At 67.8% G+C, this 15,752-nt stretch carries 18 protein-coding genes and 2 pseudogenes; 7 read left to right on the top strand and 13 right to left on the bottom strand.

The genetic code is table 11. The annotated features are described in order from the left end of the window. Positions 1-174: 174 nt before the first annotated feature. The 3 genes from ACGFNP_RS00100 to ACGFNP_RS00090 form a co-directional block, all read right to left on the bottom strand. On the bottom strand, positions 175-1,410 hold the full coding sequence (locus tag ACGFNP_RS00100; RefSeq protein ID WP_393312974.1) for an RNA polymerase sigma factor: 1,236 nt from the start codon (positions 1,408-1,410) through the stop codon (positions 175-177). Further along, entirely contained in the window at positions 1,407-1,730 is a 324-nt protein-coding gene (locus ACGFNP_RS00095; protein ID WP_393312971.1) for a YciI family protein, read from the bottom strand. Before ACGFNP_RS00095 ends, ACGFNP_RS00100 begins: the two co-directional genes overlap by 4 nt. Before the next feature lie 102 nt (positions 1,731-1,832). Next, positions 1,833-1,961, bottom strand: coding sequence for a hypothetical protein (locus ACGFNP_RS00090; RefSeq protein ID WP_393312969.1), 129 nt, complete (start codon positions 1,959-1,961; stop codon positions 1,833-1,835). A 176-nt stretch (positions 1,962-2,137) separates the two neighbouring features. On the opposite strand from ACGFNP_RS00090, the gene ACGFNP_RS00085 reads away from it, so the two are divergent. Next, positions 2,138-2,593: a hypothetical protein gene (locus ACGFNP_RS00085; protein WP_393312966.1), complete on the top strand. Its 456-nt coding sequence runs from the start codon at positions 2,138-2,140 to the stop codon at positions 2,591-2,593. Positions 2,594-2,759: 166 nt separating this feature from the next. Here the strand turns inward: ACGFNP_RS00085 and ACGFNP_RS00080 are convergent, their stop codons facing one another. Both ACGFNP_RS00080 and ACGFNP_RS00075 read right to left on the bottom strand, forming a co-directional pair. After that, positions 2,760-3,611, bottom strand: a complete 852-nt coding sequence (locus tag ACGFNP_RS00080) for an oxidoreductase (RefSeq protein ID WP_393312963.1) — start codon at positions 3,609-3,611, stop codon at positions 2,760-2,762. Between the two features lie 129 nt (positions 3,612-3,740). After that, complete coding sequence (locus ACGFNP_RS00075; protein ID WP_393312960.1) at positions 3,741-4,616, bottom strand: helix-turn-helix transcriptional regulator; 876 nt, start codon at positions 4,614-4,616, stop codon at positions 3,741-3,743. Between the two features lie 310 nt (positions 4,617-4,926). On the opposite strand from ACGFNP_RS00075, the gene ACGFNP_RS00070 reads away from it, so the two are divergent. Then, complete coding sequence (locus ACGFNP_RS00070; RefSeq protein WP_393312957.1) at positions 4,927-5,460, top strand: hypothetical protein; 534 nt, start codon at positions 4,927-4,929, stop codon at positions 5,458-5,460. Here ACGFNP_RS00070 and ACGFNP_RS00065 read toward each other — a convergent pair. From ACGFNP_RS00065 to ACGFNP_RS00045, 5 genes are all read right to left on the bottom strand, one after another. Continuing rightward, positions 5,439-6,125: a hypothetical protein gene (locus tag ACGFNP_RS00065; protein ID WP_393312954.1), complete on the bottom strand. Its 687-nt coding sequence runs from the start codon at positions 6,123-6,125 to the stop codon at positions 5,439-5,441. The two genes, ACGFNP_RS00070 and ACGFNP_RS00065, sit on opposite strands and share 22 nt — an antisense overlap. A gap of 531 nt (positions 6,126-6,656) precedes the next feature. Continuing rightward, positions 6,657-8,117, bottom strand: a complete 1,461-nt coding sequence (locus ACGFNP_RS00060) for a multicopper oxidase family protein (RefSeq protein WP_393312951.1) — start codon at positions 8,115-8,117, stop codon at positions 6,657-6,659. 95 nt (positions 8,118-8,212) lie between these two features. Next, a complete protein-coding gene (locus ACGFNP_RS00055) occupies positions 8,213-10,057 on the bottom strand; it encodes a sensor histidine kinase (protein WP_393312948.1) in 1,845 nt (614 codons plus the stop codon). Then, the gene (locus ACGFNP_RS00050; protein ID WP_393312945.1) at positions 10,048-10,653 is read right to left on the bottom strand and encodes a response regulator transcription factor; all 606 of its coding nucleotides are present in this window, start codon (positions 10,651-10,653) and stop codon (positions 10,048-10,050) included. The genes ACGFNP_RS00055 and ACGFNP_RS00050 overlap by 10 nt, the downstream gene beginning before the upstream one ends. A gap of 153 nt (positions 10,654-10,806) precedes the next feature. Next, a complete protein-coding gene (locus tag ACGFNP_RS00045) occupies positions 10,807-11,328 on the bottom strand; it encodes a hypothetical protein (RefSeq protein ID WP_393312942.1) in 522 nt (173 codons plus the stop codon). 232 nt (positions 11,329-11,560) lie between these two features. On the opposite strand from ACGFNP_RS00045, the pseudogene ACGFNP_RS00040 reads away from it, so the two are divergent. Together ACGFNP_RS00040 and ACGFNP_RS00035 are read left to right on the top strand one after the other, a co-directional pair. Further along, positions 11,561-11,821, top strand: a pseudogene (locus tag ACGFNP_RS00040) (Tn3 family transposase); the annotation flags it as partial. Between the two features lie 46 nt (positions 11,822-11,867). Beyond that, positions 11,868-12,032, top strand: a pseudogene (locus ACGFNP_RS00035) (Tn3 family transposase); the annotation flags it as partial. A 168-nt stretch (positions 12,033-12,200) separates the two neighbouring features. Here ACGFNP_RS00035 and ACGFNP_RS00030 read toward each other — a convergent pair. Further along, positions 12,201-12,497, bottom strand: a complete 297-nt coding sequence (locus ACGFNP_RS00030; RefSeq protein ID WP_393312939.1) for an arginase family protein — start codon at positions 12,495-12,497, stop codon at positions 12,201-12,203. A 149-nt stretch (positions 12,498-12,646) separates the two neighbouring features. Between ACGFNP_RS00030 and ACGFNP_RS00025 the strand changes: the two genes are divergently transcribed. Further along, positions 12,647-13,540 (top strand): ArsR/SmtB family transcription factor, encoded by an 894-nt coding sequence (locus ACGFNP_RS00025; protein WP_393312936.1) that lies wholly within the window; start codon positions 12,647-12,649, stop codon positions 13,538-13,540. A 98-nt stretch (positions 13,541-13,638) separates the two neighbouring features. Beyond that, positions 13,639-13,887: a helix-turn-helix domain-containing protein gene (locus ACGFNP_RS00020; RefSeq protein ID WP_393312933.1), complete on the top strand. Its 249-nt coding sequence runs from the start codon at positions 13,639-13,641 to the stop codon at positions 13,885-13,887. 138 nt (positions 13,888-14,025) lie between these two features. On the opposite strand, the gene ACGFNP_RS00015 is transcribed toward ACGFNP_RS00020, so the two are convergent. Continuing rightward, entirely contained in the window at positions 14,026-14,769 is a 744-nt protein-coding gene (locus tag ACGFNP_RS00015) for an IS5 family transposase (RefSeq protein ID WP_393312930.1), read from the bottom strand. A gap of 155 nt (positions 14,770-14,924) precedes the next feature. After that, positions 14,925-15,275, bottom strand: a complete 351-nt coding sequence (locus ACGFNP_RS00010; protein ID WP_393312927.1) for a hypothetical protein — start codon at positions 15,273-15,275, stop codon at positions 14,925-14,927. Between the two features lie 98 nt (positions 15,276-15,373). Here ACGFNP_RS00010 and ACGFNP_RS00005 point away from each other — a divergent pair, with 98 nt between their 5' ends. Then, on the top strand, positions 15,374-15,733 hold the full coding sequence (locus ACGFNP_RS00005) for a MarR family winged helix-turn-helix transcriptional regulator (protein WP_393312924.1): 360 nt from the start codon (positions 15,374-15,376) through the stop codon (positions 15,731-15,733). Positions 15,734-15,752 lie beyond the last annotated feature (19 nt).

Below are 15,752 nucleotides of genomic sequence, written 5' to 3'. Positions count from 1 at the left end.
AGGTTTACGGCGTCGGCCATGGCTTGAGCGCCTTTGTCGTTGAGGTGCATGCCGTCGTGTCGGTGGTACGGATCCAGTCGTTCACCTCGCGTCGGGCGGAGAGGCTCTCCGGGGTACTGACGGCGCCCGCGAAGGGGCCGATGCTGTATCAAGTGCGCTCTTCAAACGCGGGCGCTACTGCAGTTGGTCGCGGCGGCGGGTGAGGTAGGCGGTCTCGCCGGTGTTGCCGGCCAGCTCGATGGCCCGATCGTAGGCCGCGCGTGACTGCTGACTTCGGCCCAGCCGGCGCAGCAGGTCGGCGCGGGTGGCGTGGTAGGCGTGATAGCCGGCCAACGCCTCGGCGAGGCGGTCAACGATGGCCAGTGCCACCTCCGGCCCGTCGAGCTCGGCGACGGCGATGGCCCGGTTGAGGGCGATGATCGGCGAGGGGTCGAGGCGGACGAGCTGGTCGTAGAGGGCGAGGACCTGCGACCAGTCGGTGTCGCGGATGTCGCGGGCGGAGGTGTGCACCGCGTTGATCGCGGCGAGGATCTGATAGCGACCCGGAGCCACCCCGGCAGCGGCAGCGGCCAGGCGCTCGCGCACCAGCCGATGACCTTCGGCGATCAGTTCCACGTCCCAGGCGCCGCGGTCCTGCTCGGCCAGGGGGACCAGTTCGCCGCCGGCGGAGACCCGGGCGGGGCGGCGGGCCTCGATGAGCAGCATCAGCGCCAGCAGGCCGGCCACTTCTCCGTCCTGCGGCAGGAGCGCGCGGATCAGGCGGGTGAGCCGGACCGCCTCGGTGGTCAGGTCGTGTCGTACGGGATCGGTGTCGGGACCGCTGGCCAGGTAGCCTTCGTTGAAGACGAGGAACAGGACGGCCAGGACGCCGGAGACACGAGCCGGCAGATCGTCGGCGGACGGCATCCGATAGGGAATGCGAGCTGCCTTGATCTTGGCCTTCGCGCGGGTGATGCGCTGCTCTATGGTGGTCCCCCGCACAAGGAAGGCACGGGCGATCTCGGGCACGGTCAGACCGCCGACCATGCGCAGCGTCAACGCCACGCGCGCTTCCACCGCCAGCGCCGGGTGACAGCAGGTGAAGATCAGCCGGAGCCGGTCGTCGTCGATGGCGCCCAGCGGCTCGGGTGGGGTGTTGTCGTGCAGCATCTGAGCCTCCTTGTGCTTGTCGTCGCGTTTGTTCTCCCGCCGGATCCGGTCGATGGCCTTGCGGTTTGCCGTGGTGGTCAGCCACGCGCCCGGGTTGGGCGGCAGGCCGTCGGCCCGCCATCGCTCCACGGCGGTCGCGAACGCCTCGGCAGCCGCCTCCTCGGCGATGCCGAGGTCGCCGAAACGCCTGGTCAGGGCGGCCACCACCCGTGCCCACTCGTCGTGGTGGGCCCGGGTGATCGCCTGCTCGACGTCGCTCACAGGAACGGTCGCACCTCGATCTTCCGATCGCAGACCTTCGACGCCTCGGCGGCGAGCTTGAGCGCCACATCCAGATCGGGGGCCTCCCACACCCAGACGCCGGCGAGGTACTCCTTCGACTCCACGAAAGGCCCGTCGCTGACCACCGCCTGCTCGCCCCGGTTGTCGATGACCGTGGCCGTGTCGGTGTCCGCGAGTCCGCCCGCGAAAACCCAGTAGCCCTCGGCGATCAGCCGTTCGTTGAACGCGCTGATGGCAGGCTGCCTGTCCGTGCTGCCGGGATTGCTCTTGTCGTCGATCACGGAAACCAGATACTGCATCTGAAGATCATCTCCTGTGGTGTCAAGACCGCGTGGTTCGGTAGTAGGGACTTCAGGCCGTTGCATACCGCGGGCGCCCGGCCGGCCGGTAGACCTGGATCGTCACGCGTCACCCGCCCCCGGGGCCCATCCGCCGCGCTCGAATCCGTTCCTGCGATTCTCATCCGACGCACCGCCGTTTCCCTGCATCACTCCATCGATGGTGACCTCAGTCACGGTCGTCAGCTTCATGATCGCGGTTCCTTCGCCTTGGCGCCGCCCCCTTGCGGACAGCCTCACCCCTGCTACGAACACCACCGCCCCGATCCGACACTTCCTCCCGGACTTCCTTGAAGAACTTTCCGGGACGCCGGTCGTCATCGATCCGACAGCACGACAGTGCCACGGCGGCTGCGCTCCACCTCCTCATGGTGTGGACTGGAGTACGGGTCCAGCCACCCGGCGCGTCGCCGATGGTGACGCTGGATCTGGCCGACCTGGGTGACATCACCGCCGAGCCCACCGATCCGGCCCCATCCATCGCTCGTGCGGAGCTGCTCACCGGCCTGGACGCGGACGCGGTGGAGCTCCTGCTGGCCAAGCCGGTCGAACCGCTCATCAACGTGCAGATCAGGCACCTGGGCGGGGCGCTCGCCGAGCCGGGCGGCGGGGCCGGTGCGAGCGGCGCCTACATGTTCGTGGCGCTGGAGCAGTTCCGCCGGCATCTGAAGAACCGGGAGATCTACGCCCAGTCCTCTACCCGTTACCGCAACCCGCAGGCCGGGCTGCTGGACGGTGCTGTGTGGGCGGCGGCCAAGACCGACGTTGGGCTTGCCCGAAGAGCCCGATGCGCTGCTCGCCTGCCATGCCGCCACCCTGGATGAGGCGCTGAGGTACGTCAGCGGGCGCCTGGCCGACAACGCCGACGTGCGGGTCGACGACGTGTGGCGTTTCGTTGATCATGTGTCGGATGTGGCGCTGTCGCTGTCTCCGGGTGGGTCGGTAGCCACAGCGCCGTTACCGGCCGCTGTCTTGGTGAATTGTCCAGTGTCAGGCGACTGTTACTCCGCCTTCAGTGGAGTCGGTGGAGCGGCTGAGTTTCTCCCAGGCGTCGAAGTCGTCCTGGACGCGTTGGCGCCCGGCGGTGACCAGGCGTAGCGCGTCCGAGCCGAGCAGGATATGCACGGGAGGCTTCTCCACGTCCAGGAGGGTGAGGATGGCGTCGCCCGCGCGATCGGGGTCACCGACGCCCTGACCCGCGAGGGCCTGGCGGCGGGTTCGGATCGGGTCGAACAGTGCGTCGTAGTCGGCGATGCTGCGTGGTGCGCGGACCAGTGACCTTCCTGCCCAGTCGGTTTTGAACGCGCCGGGAGCTACGGCGGTGACCCGCACGCCGAACTGGGTGACCTCCTGGGCGAGGGTGTCGGTGATGCCTTCCAGGGCGTGTTTGCTGCCTTCGTAGAACGCCAGTCCGGGGAAGGTGGTGTGCCCGCCCATCGAGGTGATGACGAAGATGTGGCCGCCGCGCCGTTCCCGCATGCCGGGTAGGACCGCTTTCACGGTCGCTACCGTGCCGAATACGTTGACCTCGAACTGGCGGCGCAGATCGGCCATCGATGACTCTTCGAAGGTGCCTTCGAGCCCGTAGCCGGCGTTGGCCACGAGCACTTCGATCGGGCCCAGTTCCGCTTCGGCGGCCCGCACCGTGGGGTCGATCCGGTCCGCGTCGGACAGGTCGAGGATGAAGGCCCGGGCGCGGTCGGGGTCCAGTGCCTGGAAGGTGGCCGCGTGCTGCTCGGCGCGCACGGTGCCCGCGACCCGGTGCCCCGCCGCCAGGGCTCGTCGGGCGACGGCCAGTCCGAGGCCGGTGCTGACGCCGGTGATCAGGAATGTCTTGCTCACTACGGGTGTCCTTTCGTGGATGAGAGTCAGGCCGCGGGGCGTGCGTGGGCACGGCGGCATCGACCCCGCGGGTATGGCGGGGTCGTGTCTGGGTGGTGTTGGTGCTGGATCGCCCGGTTCGGGCGGTGGTCAGGACTCGGCGGCGGTGTCCCGGGTAGTCGCGGTGGCGGGTTCGCTGCCCCAGCCGGCCAGCAGTCGCAGGCGCTCCTGAGATGGCGAGCCGGACGGCGCGCAGTAGACGACGAGCGATTGGCCCGGGTCGGCGACCGAGGTGAAGATCTCGTACTGCAGTTCCAGGTCACCGGCGACAGGGTGGTGGAGGCGTTTGAGGCCGGTGCTGCGTTCCTGGACGCGGTGTTCTGACCACCACGCCGGGAACTCGGGTGAGCGCATCATCAGCTCACCGATCAGATTGGCGATGCGCTGGTTTCGCGGCTGGGCGGCGGCGGCCAGCCGCAACCCATGCACGTAGCCGCGGGCGACGCGTTCCCAGTCACACCACACCAGGCGAGCACGTGGATCCAGCAGCGTCCAGCGCGCCATGCTGCGTTCCCGGCGCGGCAGCTCGGCCACATCGGGAAACAGCAACGCCCACAACGTGTTCCCTCCGACGACAGTGAGGTTCCGGTCGCTGACAAAAGCAGAAGCCAGATCCATCGACTCCAGCACCTGTCGCAGCGCCGGTCGTAGCCGTGACGAGTGCTCGGCCCGGTCCTTGTGCCCGGCTGTGGTGCCCGCGAGGGCGAACAGATGCCGCCGCTCGATGTCATCGAACCGCAGCGCGTCGCAGAGGGCATGCAGTACCTGTTCGGACGGTTGCCGGGCGCGGCCTTGCTCCAGACGGGTGTAGTACTCGATACTCACCCCGGCCAGTTGCGCGACCTCACCGCGCCGCAGACCGGCGACCCGGCGACCGGCGCCGAACTCGACCGGCAGACCGATCTCATCCGGCGTGAGCCCAGCACGGCGGGCCCGCAGGAAGTCGCCCAAGTCGTTATTGCCCATGCCCTAAGTCTGCTCTTCACCCAGCCGAATCACCAAGGGCATAGCTGGCCCTGCCAGTACTACACACCAGGTCGTGGGAGCCGCGAGACTCGGCAAGTCCGCCGAGAACGGGCACAGGTTAGCCAAGTTGACGGGTCGTCGCCGGCAGAAGGAACCGTCAAGGTGAACTTGACGATCCGGATTCTCATAAATGACCAGTTGTGACAGTTCTGCGAACCACTTGATCCGGGCCGAAGATCCCCAGGTCGCGATTCGCACAACACCTTGCAGAACTACCCTGCTTTTGACAGAGTCCTGCGGGGCTGGCGGCATGCAACTCGGACCCGAGGACGCCGCGGCCGCGGTCGAGCGACACCCCTGCCCGCAATGCGATGTCCCCGCCGGCAGTGCCTGCCGCACCCGCGCCGCGAAGTACCACACCGCGCCGTTCATCCTCGTGCCGTCACTGCGCGACGAACTCACCGTGCCCGTTCCGGCCGACCGCGGACCGGGCAAGAAATGGACGCAAAGGCTGGAGGTCGCTCAGGCGCCGCCGGAGACGAACAGGGTGCCGATCCGGATCGGCTACGCACGCTGCTCCACGGTCACCCAGGAGCTGCAAAGCCAGCTATTGCAGGCCACGGGGATTCAGCTGGAGTTGCTGAGCGGACCCTTGACCGGGATCTACGATCCGCACGGCATGGGCTCCATGCTCTTCGCCCGCGCGCTGCGCGACAAGGGCACCCCGATGCCCGACATCGTCAAGAATATGAAACAACCCCGGAGTTCTCTGGGGGTCACTGTCAGCGTTGTAGTCCCAGGACCTGGGCTTTCTTGTTCCATTCATGCTGGTTCTGTCATCTGAAGGAGCCTCGGGATTTCTGAGGTTCTATCGTCTCGGTTGTTCGTCTTACTGATTCGGTGAAGGCGAGGGGACACGAGTTGAGCCTGGCAGTCGTACGAGATCTGCGTGAGGTCCGCACCCCTGCGGGTCCAGAAGAGATCGCGGGGTTTGAGACTGACGTGCTGGCCGGGCTGGTGCTCGCCCGGGCCGCTGCTGGTCTTGCCGCCGCGACGATCAGCGGTGAGGTGGTGCAACTCGAGCAAAGTCGGGTGTGGTTCGGCCGGTCGTTGTGGGAGATGGAGCCGGCCGACGTGGATGTGTACTTCGGCAAGGTGCTGCGCACCGCGGCCAAGGGCACCAGGTTGGCCCGCGCGCAGGCGCTCAAGACCTTCTTCCAGTTCATCGAGCTGAGGCACCAGGCCGAGATCCATCAGATGACCGGCCGGGTGATCGAGTGCCCGATCGATGAGATGAACCGGCCGCCCGTCGACCGGAACATCCGTGGCCGTCCGGCTGCAGTAGCCGTGCACCCGACCCGTCGGCACCCCGCACACCGGGCATGGCACCGGCTTGTTGCGAGTACGGGCCATTACTCGAATGAGGCCGTACTCGTCCCTTACATCCTCGATGACCAGGGCAGACAGCCCCGCAAACACCACACCCATAAGATCGTCGATCTTCAGCACGGCCCAGCCTGGCAGGTGAGCACTCAGCGCTACCACCGATTACGGGACAGAGCCGAAAACCGTACAGTCCCTCGAATTTCGACAGGCCGCGCGGACCGGCGAGTCAGGAGGCTGACGCTCCGGGTGGTCACCTGCGATCGGGCCGGGACGCAGCTGCCAACGATCGCCATCAAGGTCCCTGCCGGGCCGACATGGCGAGCGGATCCGACACGTCCACGCGGACAAGCACGGTCGACAGATCACGCGGACTGTCCACCAAGCGCAGGTCCAGACGTTGCCATCCGACACGGAACTGCGGATCCTACACGAGCGCGGCTGATGCAGGTCGACCTCGATGTCGAGCGAGCGCGGAACCGATATGGGTGGCTGGTCGTCGTGCTGGCGTACCGCCTGACTGGCGCCTTGGTGCAGGCGCTCTTGTGCCTCCTGTGGGGTGCAGGGCCTCGGCCGTGTGCTGGCCGAGGCCTCGTTTGACCGGCACGGTGAGGCCGGTTCGGGCACCACCCTTGTGTTCCGCAGTGCCTGAGGGTGCTACATCGTGTGGTGGGCGGCGATCGTGCGGGGCACCTGGTTCTCGGTGCCGGGTTTCACGATCACGAACTGTCCCATCATGCCGGAGTCCTCGTGCCGGAGGATGTGGCAGTGGTACATGTACGGCGTGGCCGGATCGGTGAAGCGGCCGAACTGGACGGCGAGCCGTACCGTGCTCTTGGGTGGCACGTACACGGTGTCCTTGCGGCCCTGCGCGTAGGCGGGTGGCTTGTTCCCGTCCACGTCGAGCACCTGGAACGCCACCTCGTGGATGTGGAAGTTGTGGGCGTAGACGGTGTTCTCGATCTCCCAGATCTCGGTGGCTCCGGCGGGGACCACCTCGTCGATGCGCGACAGGTCCATTTCCTTGCCGTTGATGGCGTCGTGGCCGTTGAGCCGGAATTGGCGGACCTTGGCGCCCCGGGGCACGGTGATCGGGGTGATGTCCGCCAGACGCGCCGGCAGGGGCCGGGAGGTGGGCAGTCGCGGTGCCGCGACGATCTTCAGGAGGTCGAAGTCGCCCTCGTCGATGTCGTCGGGCCCGGAGAGCGTGCGCAGGACGACCTGCTCGCCGGCGGCGAAGGCGACGACGGCCTCCATGCGCTCGCCCGGTGTCAGGGAGATCTGGTCGACTGGTACGGGTGCGGCGAGCAACCCCTGGTCGTTGCCGACGACGTGGAAGGTGCGGCGGTCGGAGAAGGAAAGGTGGTACATGCGGGCGTTGGAGCCGTTGAGGAGCCGGAAGCGCACCCGTTCGGTGGTGACGTTGAGGTACGGGTCGTAGGTGCCGTTGACGAGCATGTGGTCGCCCAGGATGCCGAAGGTGCCCTTGAGTGGGTCGCCTGCTTGAGAGCCGTCCGGAGCGAACTTCTTGTCCTGCAGGATGAGCGGGATGTCGTCGACCCCGTACGTCGCCGGCAATCCCGTGGTGGCGTCGTCGTCGATGATGAACATGCCCGCGAGCCCGCGATAGGTGTGCATGGCCGTCGTGCCGTGCGGGTGCGGGTGGTACCAGGAGGTGGTGGCGGGCTGGTCGAGAGCCCAGTGCGGCGTCCACGTGGTGCCCGGCTCGATCGGCTGGTGCGGTCCGCCGTCCATCTTCGCCGGCAGCCGCATGCCGTGCCAGTGTACGGTGCTGGTCTCCTCGAGCCGGTTGGTGATTGCGACCTGGATCTTGTCGCCTCGGGACGCCCGGAGGGTCGGCCCGAGGTAGGAACCGTTGAACCCCCAGGTTTCGGCCGGTGCGCCGGGCAGGATCGCGGTCCGGCCGCGCTGCATGGCCAGGTCGAACCGTCGCACTCCGTCCTTGCCCACCTTCGGCTTCAGCAGCGGTGGGACGAGCAGGGCGTTGCGGAAGGCCGGCTTGCCAGCTGGCCGGACGGCGTCGGGTCGCGAGTCCGCGCCGCAGGCCACGGTGACACCCGAGAGGGCGGCCAGCGTGAGGAATTGTCGGCGCTTCATGCCGTCCACGTGCATCAGTCCGATTCAGTCGATCTTTGTCGTCGCTGAGCAGTGTGGACGCCGGGCGGGGTAAAGGGACAGTCGCCGCATTCACCTTACGGAATGAGGATTTCATGATCGGCCGGCACTTCCGCGCGGAGCTCGAATCGGCCCGGCGTGCGCGTGGTGACGAGCGCCCCGGCAGCGGTGTCAAGGCGGACGCGCAGATTGTGCAGGCCACTGCCGCCTCCCTGCGGGCCGTCCCCCCGGGGGCCGGCCGCCTGTGGGTCGTCGGGCACTCCGTCGTTGACGACGCGCAGCCGTACCCTCCCGCCCTCGGCAGCCGCCTCGATGAGGCATTCGGCGGGCGTGCTGTGCCTGAGCACGTTGGTGATCGCCTCGCGCAGCACCACCGCCAGCAGTGCGTCCACCGCGGCGGGGACGGGATCGGCCGCGACGCGGACGCGCGCACCCGCCGACTCCAGCGCGTCCCTCGCCGAGGCCAGCTCGCCCGCCAGCGACAGGTGTGCCTGCGGACCGCTCAAACGGGTCACTTCGGCGCCCGAGGCGCGTGCGGCCTCGGCCAGCAGAGTGAGCTGCTCGGCCGCCCGGGGCGGGTCGGTGCCGAGCAGCCGCAGCACCAGCTCCCCGTGCAGCGTGATCGCGGTCAGGCCGCGCCCAAGCAGGTCATGGACGTCTCTGCCAACCTTGAGCCGTTCCTGGAGCGCGGCCATCTCGACGAGCTGCGCGCGCGTCCGTCCGAGTTCGGCGACGAGCGCGGTGAGCCGGGTCAGCCCGTCGACCGCCAGAGCCATTGAGAGCGTGCTGCAGCCGAAGTACACAGCGGTGACCGGGTTCCAGCCCAGCACACCGCTCACGACGCTGCCCCCAGTGATGACCGCGCACAGTGCCCAGGAGACCGGTGCCGCCACGTAGAGCAGCACCAGCCCGCTGAGGAAGCCCGACACGATGAGGCCGGACTCCCCGCCGAGCGCCACGGGCAGGTAGGTCGCCACGGCCTGCAGCGCCAGCGTCCATGCCCAGCCTCGCGTGCGACCGCCGGAGCGTGCCGCAACCAGATGCCACAGTTGCAGGCCGAAGGTCACTGGCAACAGGAAGAGGCCAGCCCTGTTGCCGCCGGACCCATCGACGGTGCCGGCGGTGGCGTTGAACACCGCCTGCCCCATAAAGATGAGGTGCACCACGACGAGCATCGGCGTGGCCAGCCGCACGATCGGCCAGTCGTGGGCGGGGAGCCGGGCGGGGGCATGGGTGGCGGGCGGGGAGCGCACCTGATCGAGCGTCTGTCGTGCGATGGTGAGCGCCTGCGCAACCAGCCCCCTGGCAGCATGCCCGTTGTCTGGTCCATTGTGGCGCCGGGCCCGTTCGGCCAGCTCTTCGATCGTCGAAAGGCCGGTCAGCAGCAGGTCGCGGGTGTGGCGCCACAGCCGGAGTCGTTCAACCTCTTCGACCCGGGCGGCGAGCTCGCCGCGCTCCTGCCGCACCCTGCCGAGCAGGTCCGCGAGGTTGCTGAGCCCGTACAGCATCAGGCCCAGGGTGATCGGCGCGACGGTCATGTGGTAGATGTCGACGGGCTCGCGGCCCAGCAGGACTCCGACGACGCCCTCCAGGGCCGCGATCAGCGTGAAGAGGGGCCAGGCGAGAGGGCCCCTGACGACCAGGAGCACCGAGCCCGCGACGAAGGCGGATGCGCCTGTCCACCAGGCTTGCGGGGTGATCAACAACGGCAGGTAGTTGCATACCGCTTGAGTGGCCAGGAGCGCCCACCGGGGAAGTCGCCGTCTGCCCGGCACGGAGATCGGGAGCTGGAGGAGGGCGACCAGCGTGATGCAGGCGATGACCAGAGTGGCGTCCGTGCCCCGGTCGAGGTGCGACGTCACCCGGATCACCCAGGAGACGCACACGAACCAGACGAGCACGCCGGCAGGGTTCAGAGCCACCCGGCGTCCGTGGCGATCCGTACGGCGTGCAGCCGGTTGCGGGCGTTCAGCTTGGTGACGATCGTGGTCAGGTAGTTGCGTACGGTCCCCAGGGACAGGTACAGCTGCTGGGCGATCTCCGCCAGCTCGGTCCCTTCGGCGAAGCGGCGCAGCACATCGAGCTCGCGTTCGGTGAGCGGGCTCTCCACCACCTCCAGCGCGGCCACGGCGAGCTGGGGATCGATCACCCGCTCACCCGCCGCGACCCTCCTGATGGCGTCGGCCAGCCGGTGCGGCGGGGCGTCCTTGACCACGAACCCGGACGCCTGGGCGGCGAAGGCCCTGCGGACGTTTCCCGGGCGGCCGTAACTCGTCACGACCAGCACCCGGCATCGAGGCAACCGCCTGCGCAGCTCGGCCGCGGCGGTGAGCCCGTCGACGCCGGGCAGCTCGACGTCGATCACCGCCACGTCCGGCGCGTGTTCCAGCGCCCTGGGCACGATCTCGTCGCCTGTCGCCGCCTCCGCGACCACCGTAATGTCGGGTTCGAGGTCCAGCAGCGCGACCAGTGCCCCTCGGACCATGTGCATGTCCTCGGCGAGCAGAACCCGGATCATCCATCGCCCCCAAGCATCAACACCCCCACTTTCGCCCCATTTCTACCATCCCGGGAGATCTTCACTTTCGATCATGAAGAATTCACCCCTGGTGATGAGGGCCGGGGCTCCGATTCTCATCACCCCTACGCCGACCGCCGTCCGGGTAGCCGCTCAACCAGCGCGCGGATGCTCTCCTGGAGCTCCATACGGGCCAGGGCAGCACCTATGGTTGGCGAAGTACGGGCTGGGCAGCACCACCGTGCCCGCGAGGATCGTCTGCCCGGACGGAACACACCTGGGAGATCGTCCAGGCGTTCGGGCTGAAGGACTTCGGCTCCGGCGAGGCCGAACTGCCGGCTCGAAGTCACCGAGTTCCAGCTGGATTAGTTCCTCACGGCGCAGTGCGCCGTCGTAGGCCAACGCGACCATCAGCCGGTTGCGGAGCGGCTGGGCTGTGGCGGCGATCAGGATGGATCGCCACGCGGCCTCACTGGTAATCCACGGTGCCTGCTCGATGCGGCGCACCAGACCCTGCCGGGCTCGACCGTCGTGCCGGGAGGAGTGCCCGCGCCGGACCGGGTTGCGCTCGCGCAGCCCATCCTCGACGAGGAACTCGTAGAAGGGACGGACCACGACGACGCGTTGCTGGATCGTCGCATTCGACAGCCCGGCCGCGGTGTCCAGGCGAACCACGTTGGAGCCCCTCGCGCCCGGGCGTTTGTCGCATGTTGCCGATCCAGGCCGCCACCCCATCAGCCCTGATGGTCAGCGGGTCGGCGCCGACCACAGAACAGAAGCGAAGGTGGTCCTCAAGCGCCCTGCCCGTAAGCGTCGATCGTGTTCGGGGCACGCCCGATGTTCGCGGTGAACTTCAGCCATCGGCGGGCTTCGCCCATGCTAAGCGACCCGCGGGTACTTCTCCCACTTGACATCCAGGGCCCAACAAAGTCGCCACGCCAGATTCCACATAAGGCAGCGGTTCCCAGTCAAGGGCAAGTCGACGACCGCGCGGGCTATGAAGAAGTACTTCGTCGGCCAGGGTTTGTCCACGTACACTCACGTCTCGGACCGGCACACGACATTCGGCACGAAGGTGATCGTGGTGAACCGCCGGGAGGCGCACTACGTGCTGGACGAGATCATGGGCAACAAGACCGACCTGCCCATCACCGAACACGCGACCGATACGCACGGCGTTGTTGGTCAACTTCGCGCTGTTCGACCTCGTCGGGATGCAGCTCTCGCCACGCATCCGGGACCTGGGGAAGATCGCCCTCTACCGGAAATTCGGGCACGCCACGGCCTCCCTGATCGTCGGCAAGTTGTCCGCCTCCTCCCGGCAGAACACCCTGGCGGCGGCGCTGAAGGGGTACGGGGCACTTCGCCGTACCGTCTACGCCGCCCGCTATCTGGCGGATGAGACATATCGCAGGAAGATCGCCCGGCAGCTCAACAAGGACGGTGCGACACGAAGTCGCGGTGCCAACTCCAGACGACGTGATGGTGGTCGAAGATCTCGACCTGCAGATCGAGGTGGTAGCTGCCCGCATCGTAGGCGTTGGCGCTCAGCGCCCGGGGCCAAAACGAGCGCCAGGGCGGTTGGTCGTGTTGTCGTCCCATGGCGCGCCGATCACAGCGACGTCAGGCTTCCACGCGTCGAGTTGCTCCGGTTCGGTCAGGTGGGGCCGCAGGCCGAACGTCGGCACGCCCATCAACGAGCCCGCATTGAGTTGGGCCCGCATGCCAGGGGGAAGGGCGGGTCGATCACCGACTGTCACGGCATCGACGCCACGTGCCGCGCCCGTGACGATCGGTTGCCCGTGGGCCATCGCGATGTGTTGCTCTTGGGTTTCGCGTGTCATTGGTTAAGTCCACGGCAGCGCCGCGTACGGGGCAAAAGATGTAGCCTACGGCTTAATGATCAGCTTCGTGCTCGGTGTCGAGGACCTCGCCGACACCCGGTTTGCCGTCTCGCCCTTGCAGGAGACCGTGCTCATCCTGCGGGTGCTACGTGATCCGGGCCCTGTCCGCCCGGCATCTGCCGTGGCACAGGTCCGTACTCCCCAGACTCGGCACGCTCGACACGGAACTGCTGACGTCCCTGGTCGGCAGGCGCCACCTCCTTCCCGACTTCCTGACCCCACGACCAGAACGCTTCGCCCCGGCCTTCGACGACGAACTGGCCATCGCCCGCCAAACCTCCCTCGATCTGGTCCGCCACGACCTGCTGGCCCCACACGCGCCAGGACCGCTCCCCGAAGCTCTTCGCGACGCCACTGCCACCGACGCGAAGGTCGTCAGGCTCACGGCCACCCTCTGTGAAGTTCTGGGCCGGTACTGGGAACGCGCCATCAAACCGATGTGGCCGCAGATACGGCTCACGCTGGAAGCCGACATGACCTACCGCGCGCGGCAACTGGCCAAAGGAGGCGCGCGCCTGCTCTTCAGCGACGTGCACCCAAACCTGCGCTGGCATGACGGAGTACTGCACATCGACGAAGTGACCGGCGAGCACCGCATCACGGCCTCCGGTCGAGGGCTACTGCTGATACCGTCCGTCTTCGCACACAGGCTGGCGCCCCCCATCCACCCGGACGATCCACCGGTGCTGGCATACCCCAGCCGTGCAGTAGCGACGCTCTGGGCCCCGGCATCGCCCCCTGACGCAACGGCTCTCGCCTCCCTGCTCGGCGCGCCCAGAGCCACACTGCTTCGCATCCTCCAGGAACCACTGGCGACGACCGAGATCGCCCGCCGCATCGGCGTCACCCCAAGCGCCGTGTCCCAGCACCTTCGCGTGCTGTACGCCACGGGCCTGGTCACCCGGGCGCGCCAAGGACGACAGGTCCTGTACCGCCGTAGCTCTCTCGGCGACCAACTGGCCCACCGGGTTCCGGTCGCATAACCCTTCTCCTCAATGCCCCCATCACCGAATGCGCGATGGCGCCGACCAGCGTGACCACTGTGTCGTAAGCCCGTCCCCGACTGGCGATGTTCACGCAAATGGAACGGATCTACATGCTGGAGTGCGCCGCTGGTGCCCGCGCCGCCAAGCAGGCCCGCGGGCTGCCGACCGGGCGGTCGGCGAAGCTCAACGCGACCACCCGCGTCGGAGCCGCCCAGCGGATCAAGGAGGGCGCGATCCCCGAACCGGTCGCCGCCGAACTCGGGGTAAGCCGCTCCACGCTATATCGGGAACTACGCAAACACCGCGAGAGCACCAGCCGTGAACATGTCAGTCAGGAAGGCTGACCACAGCCCAGACCACATCCCTGCTGGTCAGCGGTGTCCGTTGTTTCCGCGGCCGTTACTACCGGGACCCCGTGACCACCAGGATTGACGTTGCTAACCTGACCTAGAGGTCGCGCCGATAGGTGATCGTCAGCGGCGTCATTCGGGGCGGTTGGTCCAGCGGTGGGTGATCCAGGCTCGGCGGATCAGGCTACGGATCGTGATGATGGCGTCGGCGAGGTCGAAGAACGCATCGACGATGACCGTTTGGCGTTCGTGGCAGCGGGCGATCTCGCCGGTCAGGCCGCGGCGGTCCAGTTCGTCGCGGGTCTTGCCGGGGTCGTAGCCGGCGTCCAGGTGCACTGTGATGTCGTCAGGCAGCGGGCCGAGGTCGTCGAGCTTGTCCAGGGTGGGCGCCAGCAGGGGCGAGTCGTTGCGGTTGGCCGGTGCCAGTACTCGGCCGAGCGGGATGCCGTAGCCGTCCACCAGCAGCGAACGTTTCATCCCCTGCTTGCCCCGGTCCACTGGGGACCGTCCGGCCAGCTCGCCTCCGCTGGGCGCCTTGGCGATGCAGCCGTCTACCGTGATGTGCTCCAGCAGCAGACCGACGATCCGGTCGTAGGCTTCCAGGGTGATCTGCTTGAGCTGCGCGAATACTCCAGCTTTGATCCACTCATCGCGGCGGTTACGGATCCTGGTCGCCGAGCAGGTTGAGTCGGCGATCGCCTCATACGAGCAGCCGAACCGCAGCAGCTGGATCAGTTTGTCGGACACGACCCGGTCGGCGACGCGCCGCCGGTGGCAGTACAGCGGATGCGAGGGGGCATACACCGGGCGAGCTGGAAGAAGGGCCGCGAACTGAGCCCACAACGGGTCTATGAGCAGAGCCGGAAGCGCAGGCACGCACGATCCTCTTTCCTGGTCACGAGGGTAGGCAGTTCGGTGGTCTGCAGGCTCTGCGCCTGCCTGACACGCCCCGCTTCAGCCTGCGGGCCGTCTGGTCGCTCTCCTTGGGCGGACGATGCCTCAGGCGGAGGGCATCGCTTCGGCGGCCGGTTTCACCGTGAGGTCGGTCGAATCCGTCCCGGGGTTGGATTGCGGCCGGCGAGCAGCCGGGCGGCCATTAGCAAGGCGGCGGCGAACGCAAGGGGGCCGATCGTCTGAGCGACCTGATGGTGAGCAGCGCCGATCGCCGCGTCGCCGACCTGGACCGCGCCGTTCAACGCGAGCAGCAGGCCGAGGGAACGCCACGCGCGTAGGGCCAGCAGCCAGACCATTCCGCCGAGCAGCACCACGCTGCGGGCCGCCATGTAGGCGGCATAGATCCTGGGAGCGGCCTGATCTCCTCCGGGCACCAGCCCGCCCGGGTCCGCCAGGCTGGAAACCGCGAAGTAGCCAGATGTGACCACGGTGAGGAGCGCGACAAGTGCGCTGAATCGACGCGCATTTAGTGAGGTAGCCATATCATTCGGATGCCTAATCATATGGTTAGGGTAGCATTGGTGGTGTGACGGTGGAAGGGTCGCTGATCAACACGGTGGGGTTCTTGCTGGGCAAGCTGGGCCAGCAAGCAAATGGGCAGTTCGCGGATCGCCTGGCCCCGCTCGGCCTGCGCCCGCGGCACTGTGCTGTCCTGGAGTTCCTGTCCGGCGGGCCCCGGGCACAACTGGAACTGGCCAAGGCCGTCGGGGTGACCGCCAGTGTGGTCGTCGACATGCTCGACGAACTGGAGAAGCTCGGTGCCGTACGACGGGTACGGGACACCGCAGACCGTCGGGGGGGGGGGGGGGGGGGGGGCCCCCGCCCCCCCGCGAGGGGTCGCGCCCCCCGCCGAGAGAGTGGGGGGGGCGACGCGCAGCGAAGGTGAGACCCCGCACAACCCCCCC

This window comes from Nonomuraea sp. NPDC049269 (assembly GCF_043197155.1).
Lineage (GTDB): Bacteria > Actinomycetota > Actinomycetes > Streptosporangiales > Streptosporangiaceae > Nonomuraea.
This window is presented reverse-complemented; position numbering and strand designations above follow the sequence as displayed.

What these genes read in the sequence shown, in the direction of transcription:
- ACGFNP_RS00090 (WP_393312969.1), bottom strand. Translation starts at nt 1,961, where the DNA reads ATGAAGCTGACGACCGTGACTGAGGTCACCATCGATGGAGTGATGCAG.
- ACGFNP_RS00020 (WP_393312933.1), top strand. Translation starts at nt 13,639, where the DNA reads ATGGAACGGATCTACATGCTGGAGTGCGCCGCTGGTGCCCGCGCCGCC.
- ACGFNP_RS00050 (WP_393312945.1), bottom strand. Translation starts at nt 10,653, where the DNA reads ATGATCCGGGTTCTGCTCGCCGAGGACATGCACATGGTCCGAGGGGCA.
- ACGFNP_RS00085 (WP_393312966.1), top strand. Translation starts at nt 2,138, where the DNA reads ATGGTGTGGACTGGAGTACGGGTCCAGCCACCCGGCGCGTCGCCGATG.
- ACGFNP_RS00060 (WP_393312951.1), bottom strand. Translation starts at nt 8,117, where the DNA reads ATGAAGCGCCGACAATTCCTCACGCTGGCCGCCCTCTCGGGTGTCACC.
- ACGFNP_RS00070 (WP_393312957.1), top strand. Translation starts at nt 4,927, where the DNA reads ATGCAACTCGGACCCGAGGACGCCGCGGCCGCGGTCGAGCGACACCCC.
- ACGFNP_RS00075 (WP_393312960.1), bottom strand. Translation starts at nt 4,616, where the DNA reads ATGGGCAATAACGACTTGGGCGACTTCCTGCGGGCCCGCCGTGCTGGG.
- ACGFNP_RS00095 (WP_393312971.1), bottom strand. Translation starts at nt 1,730, where the DNA reads ATGCAGTATCTGGTTTCCGTGATCGACGACAAGAGCAATCCCGGCAGC.
- ACGFNP_RS00030 (WP_393312939.1), bottom strand. Translation starts at nt 12,497, where the DNA reads ATGACACGCGAAACCCAAGAGCAACACATCGCGATGGCCCACGGGCAA.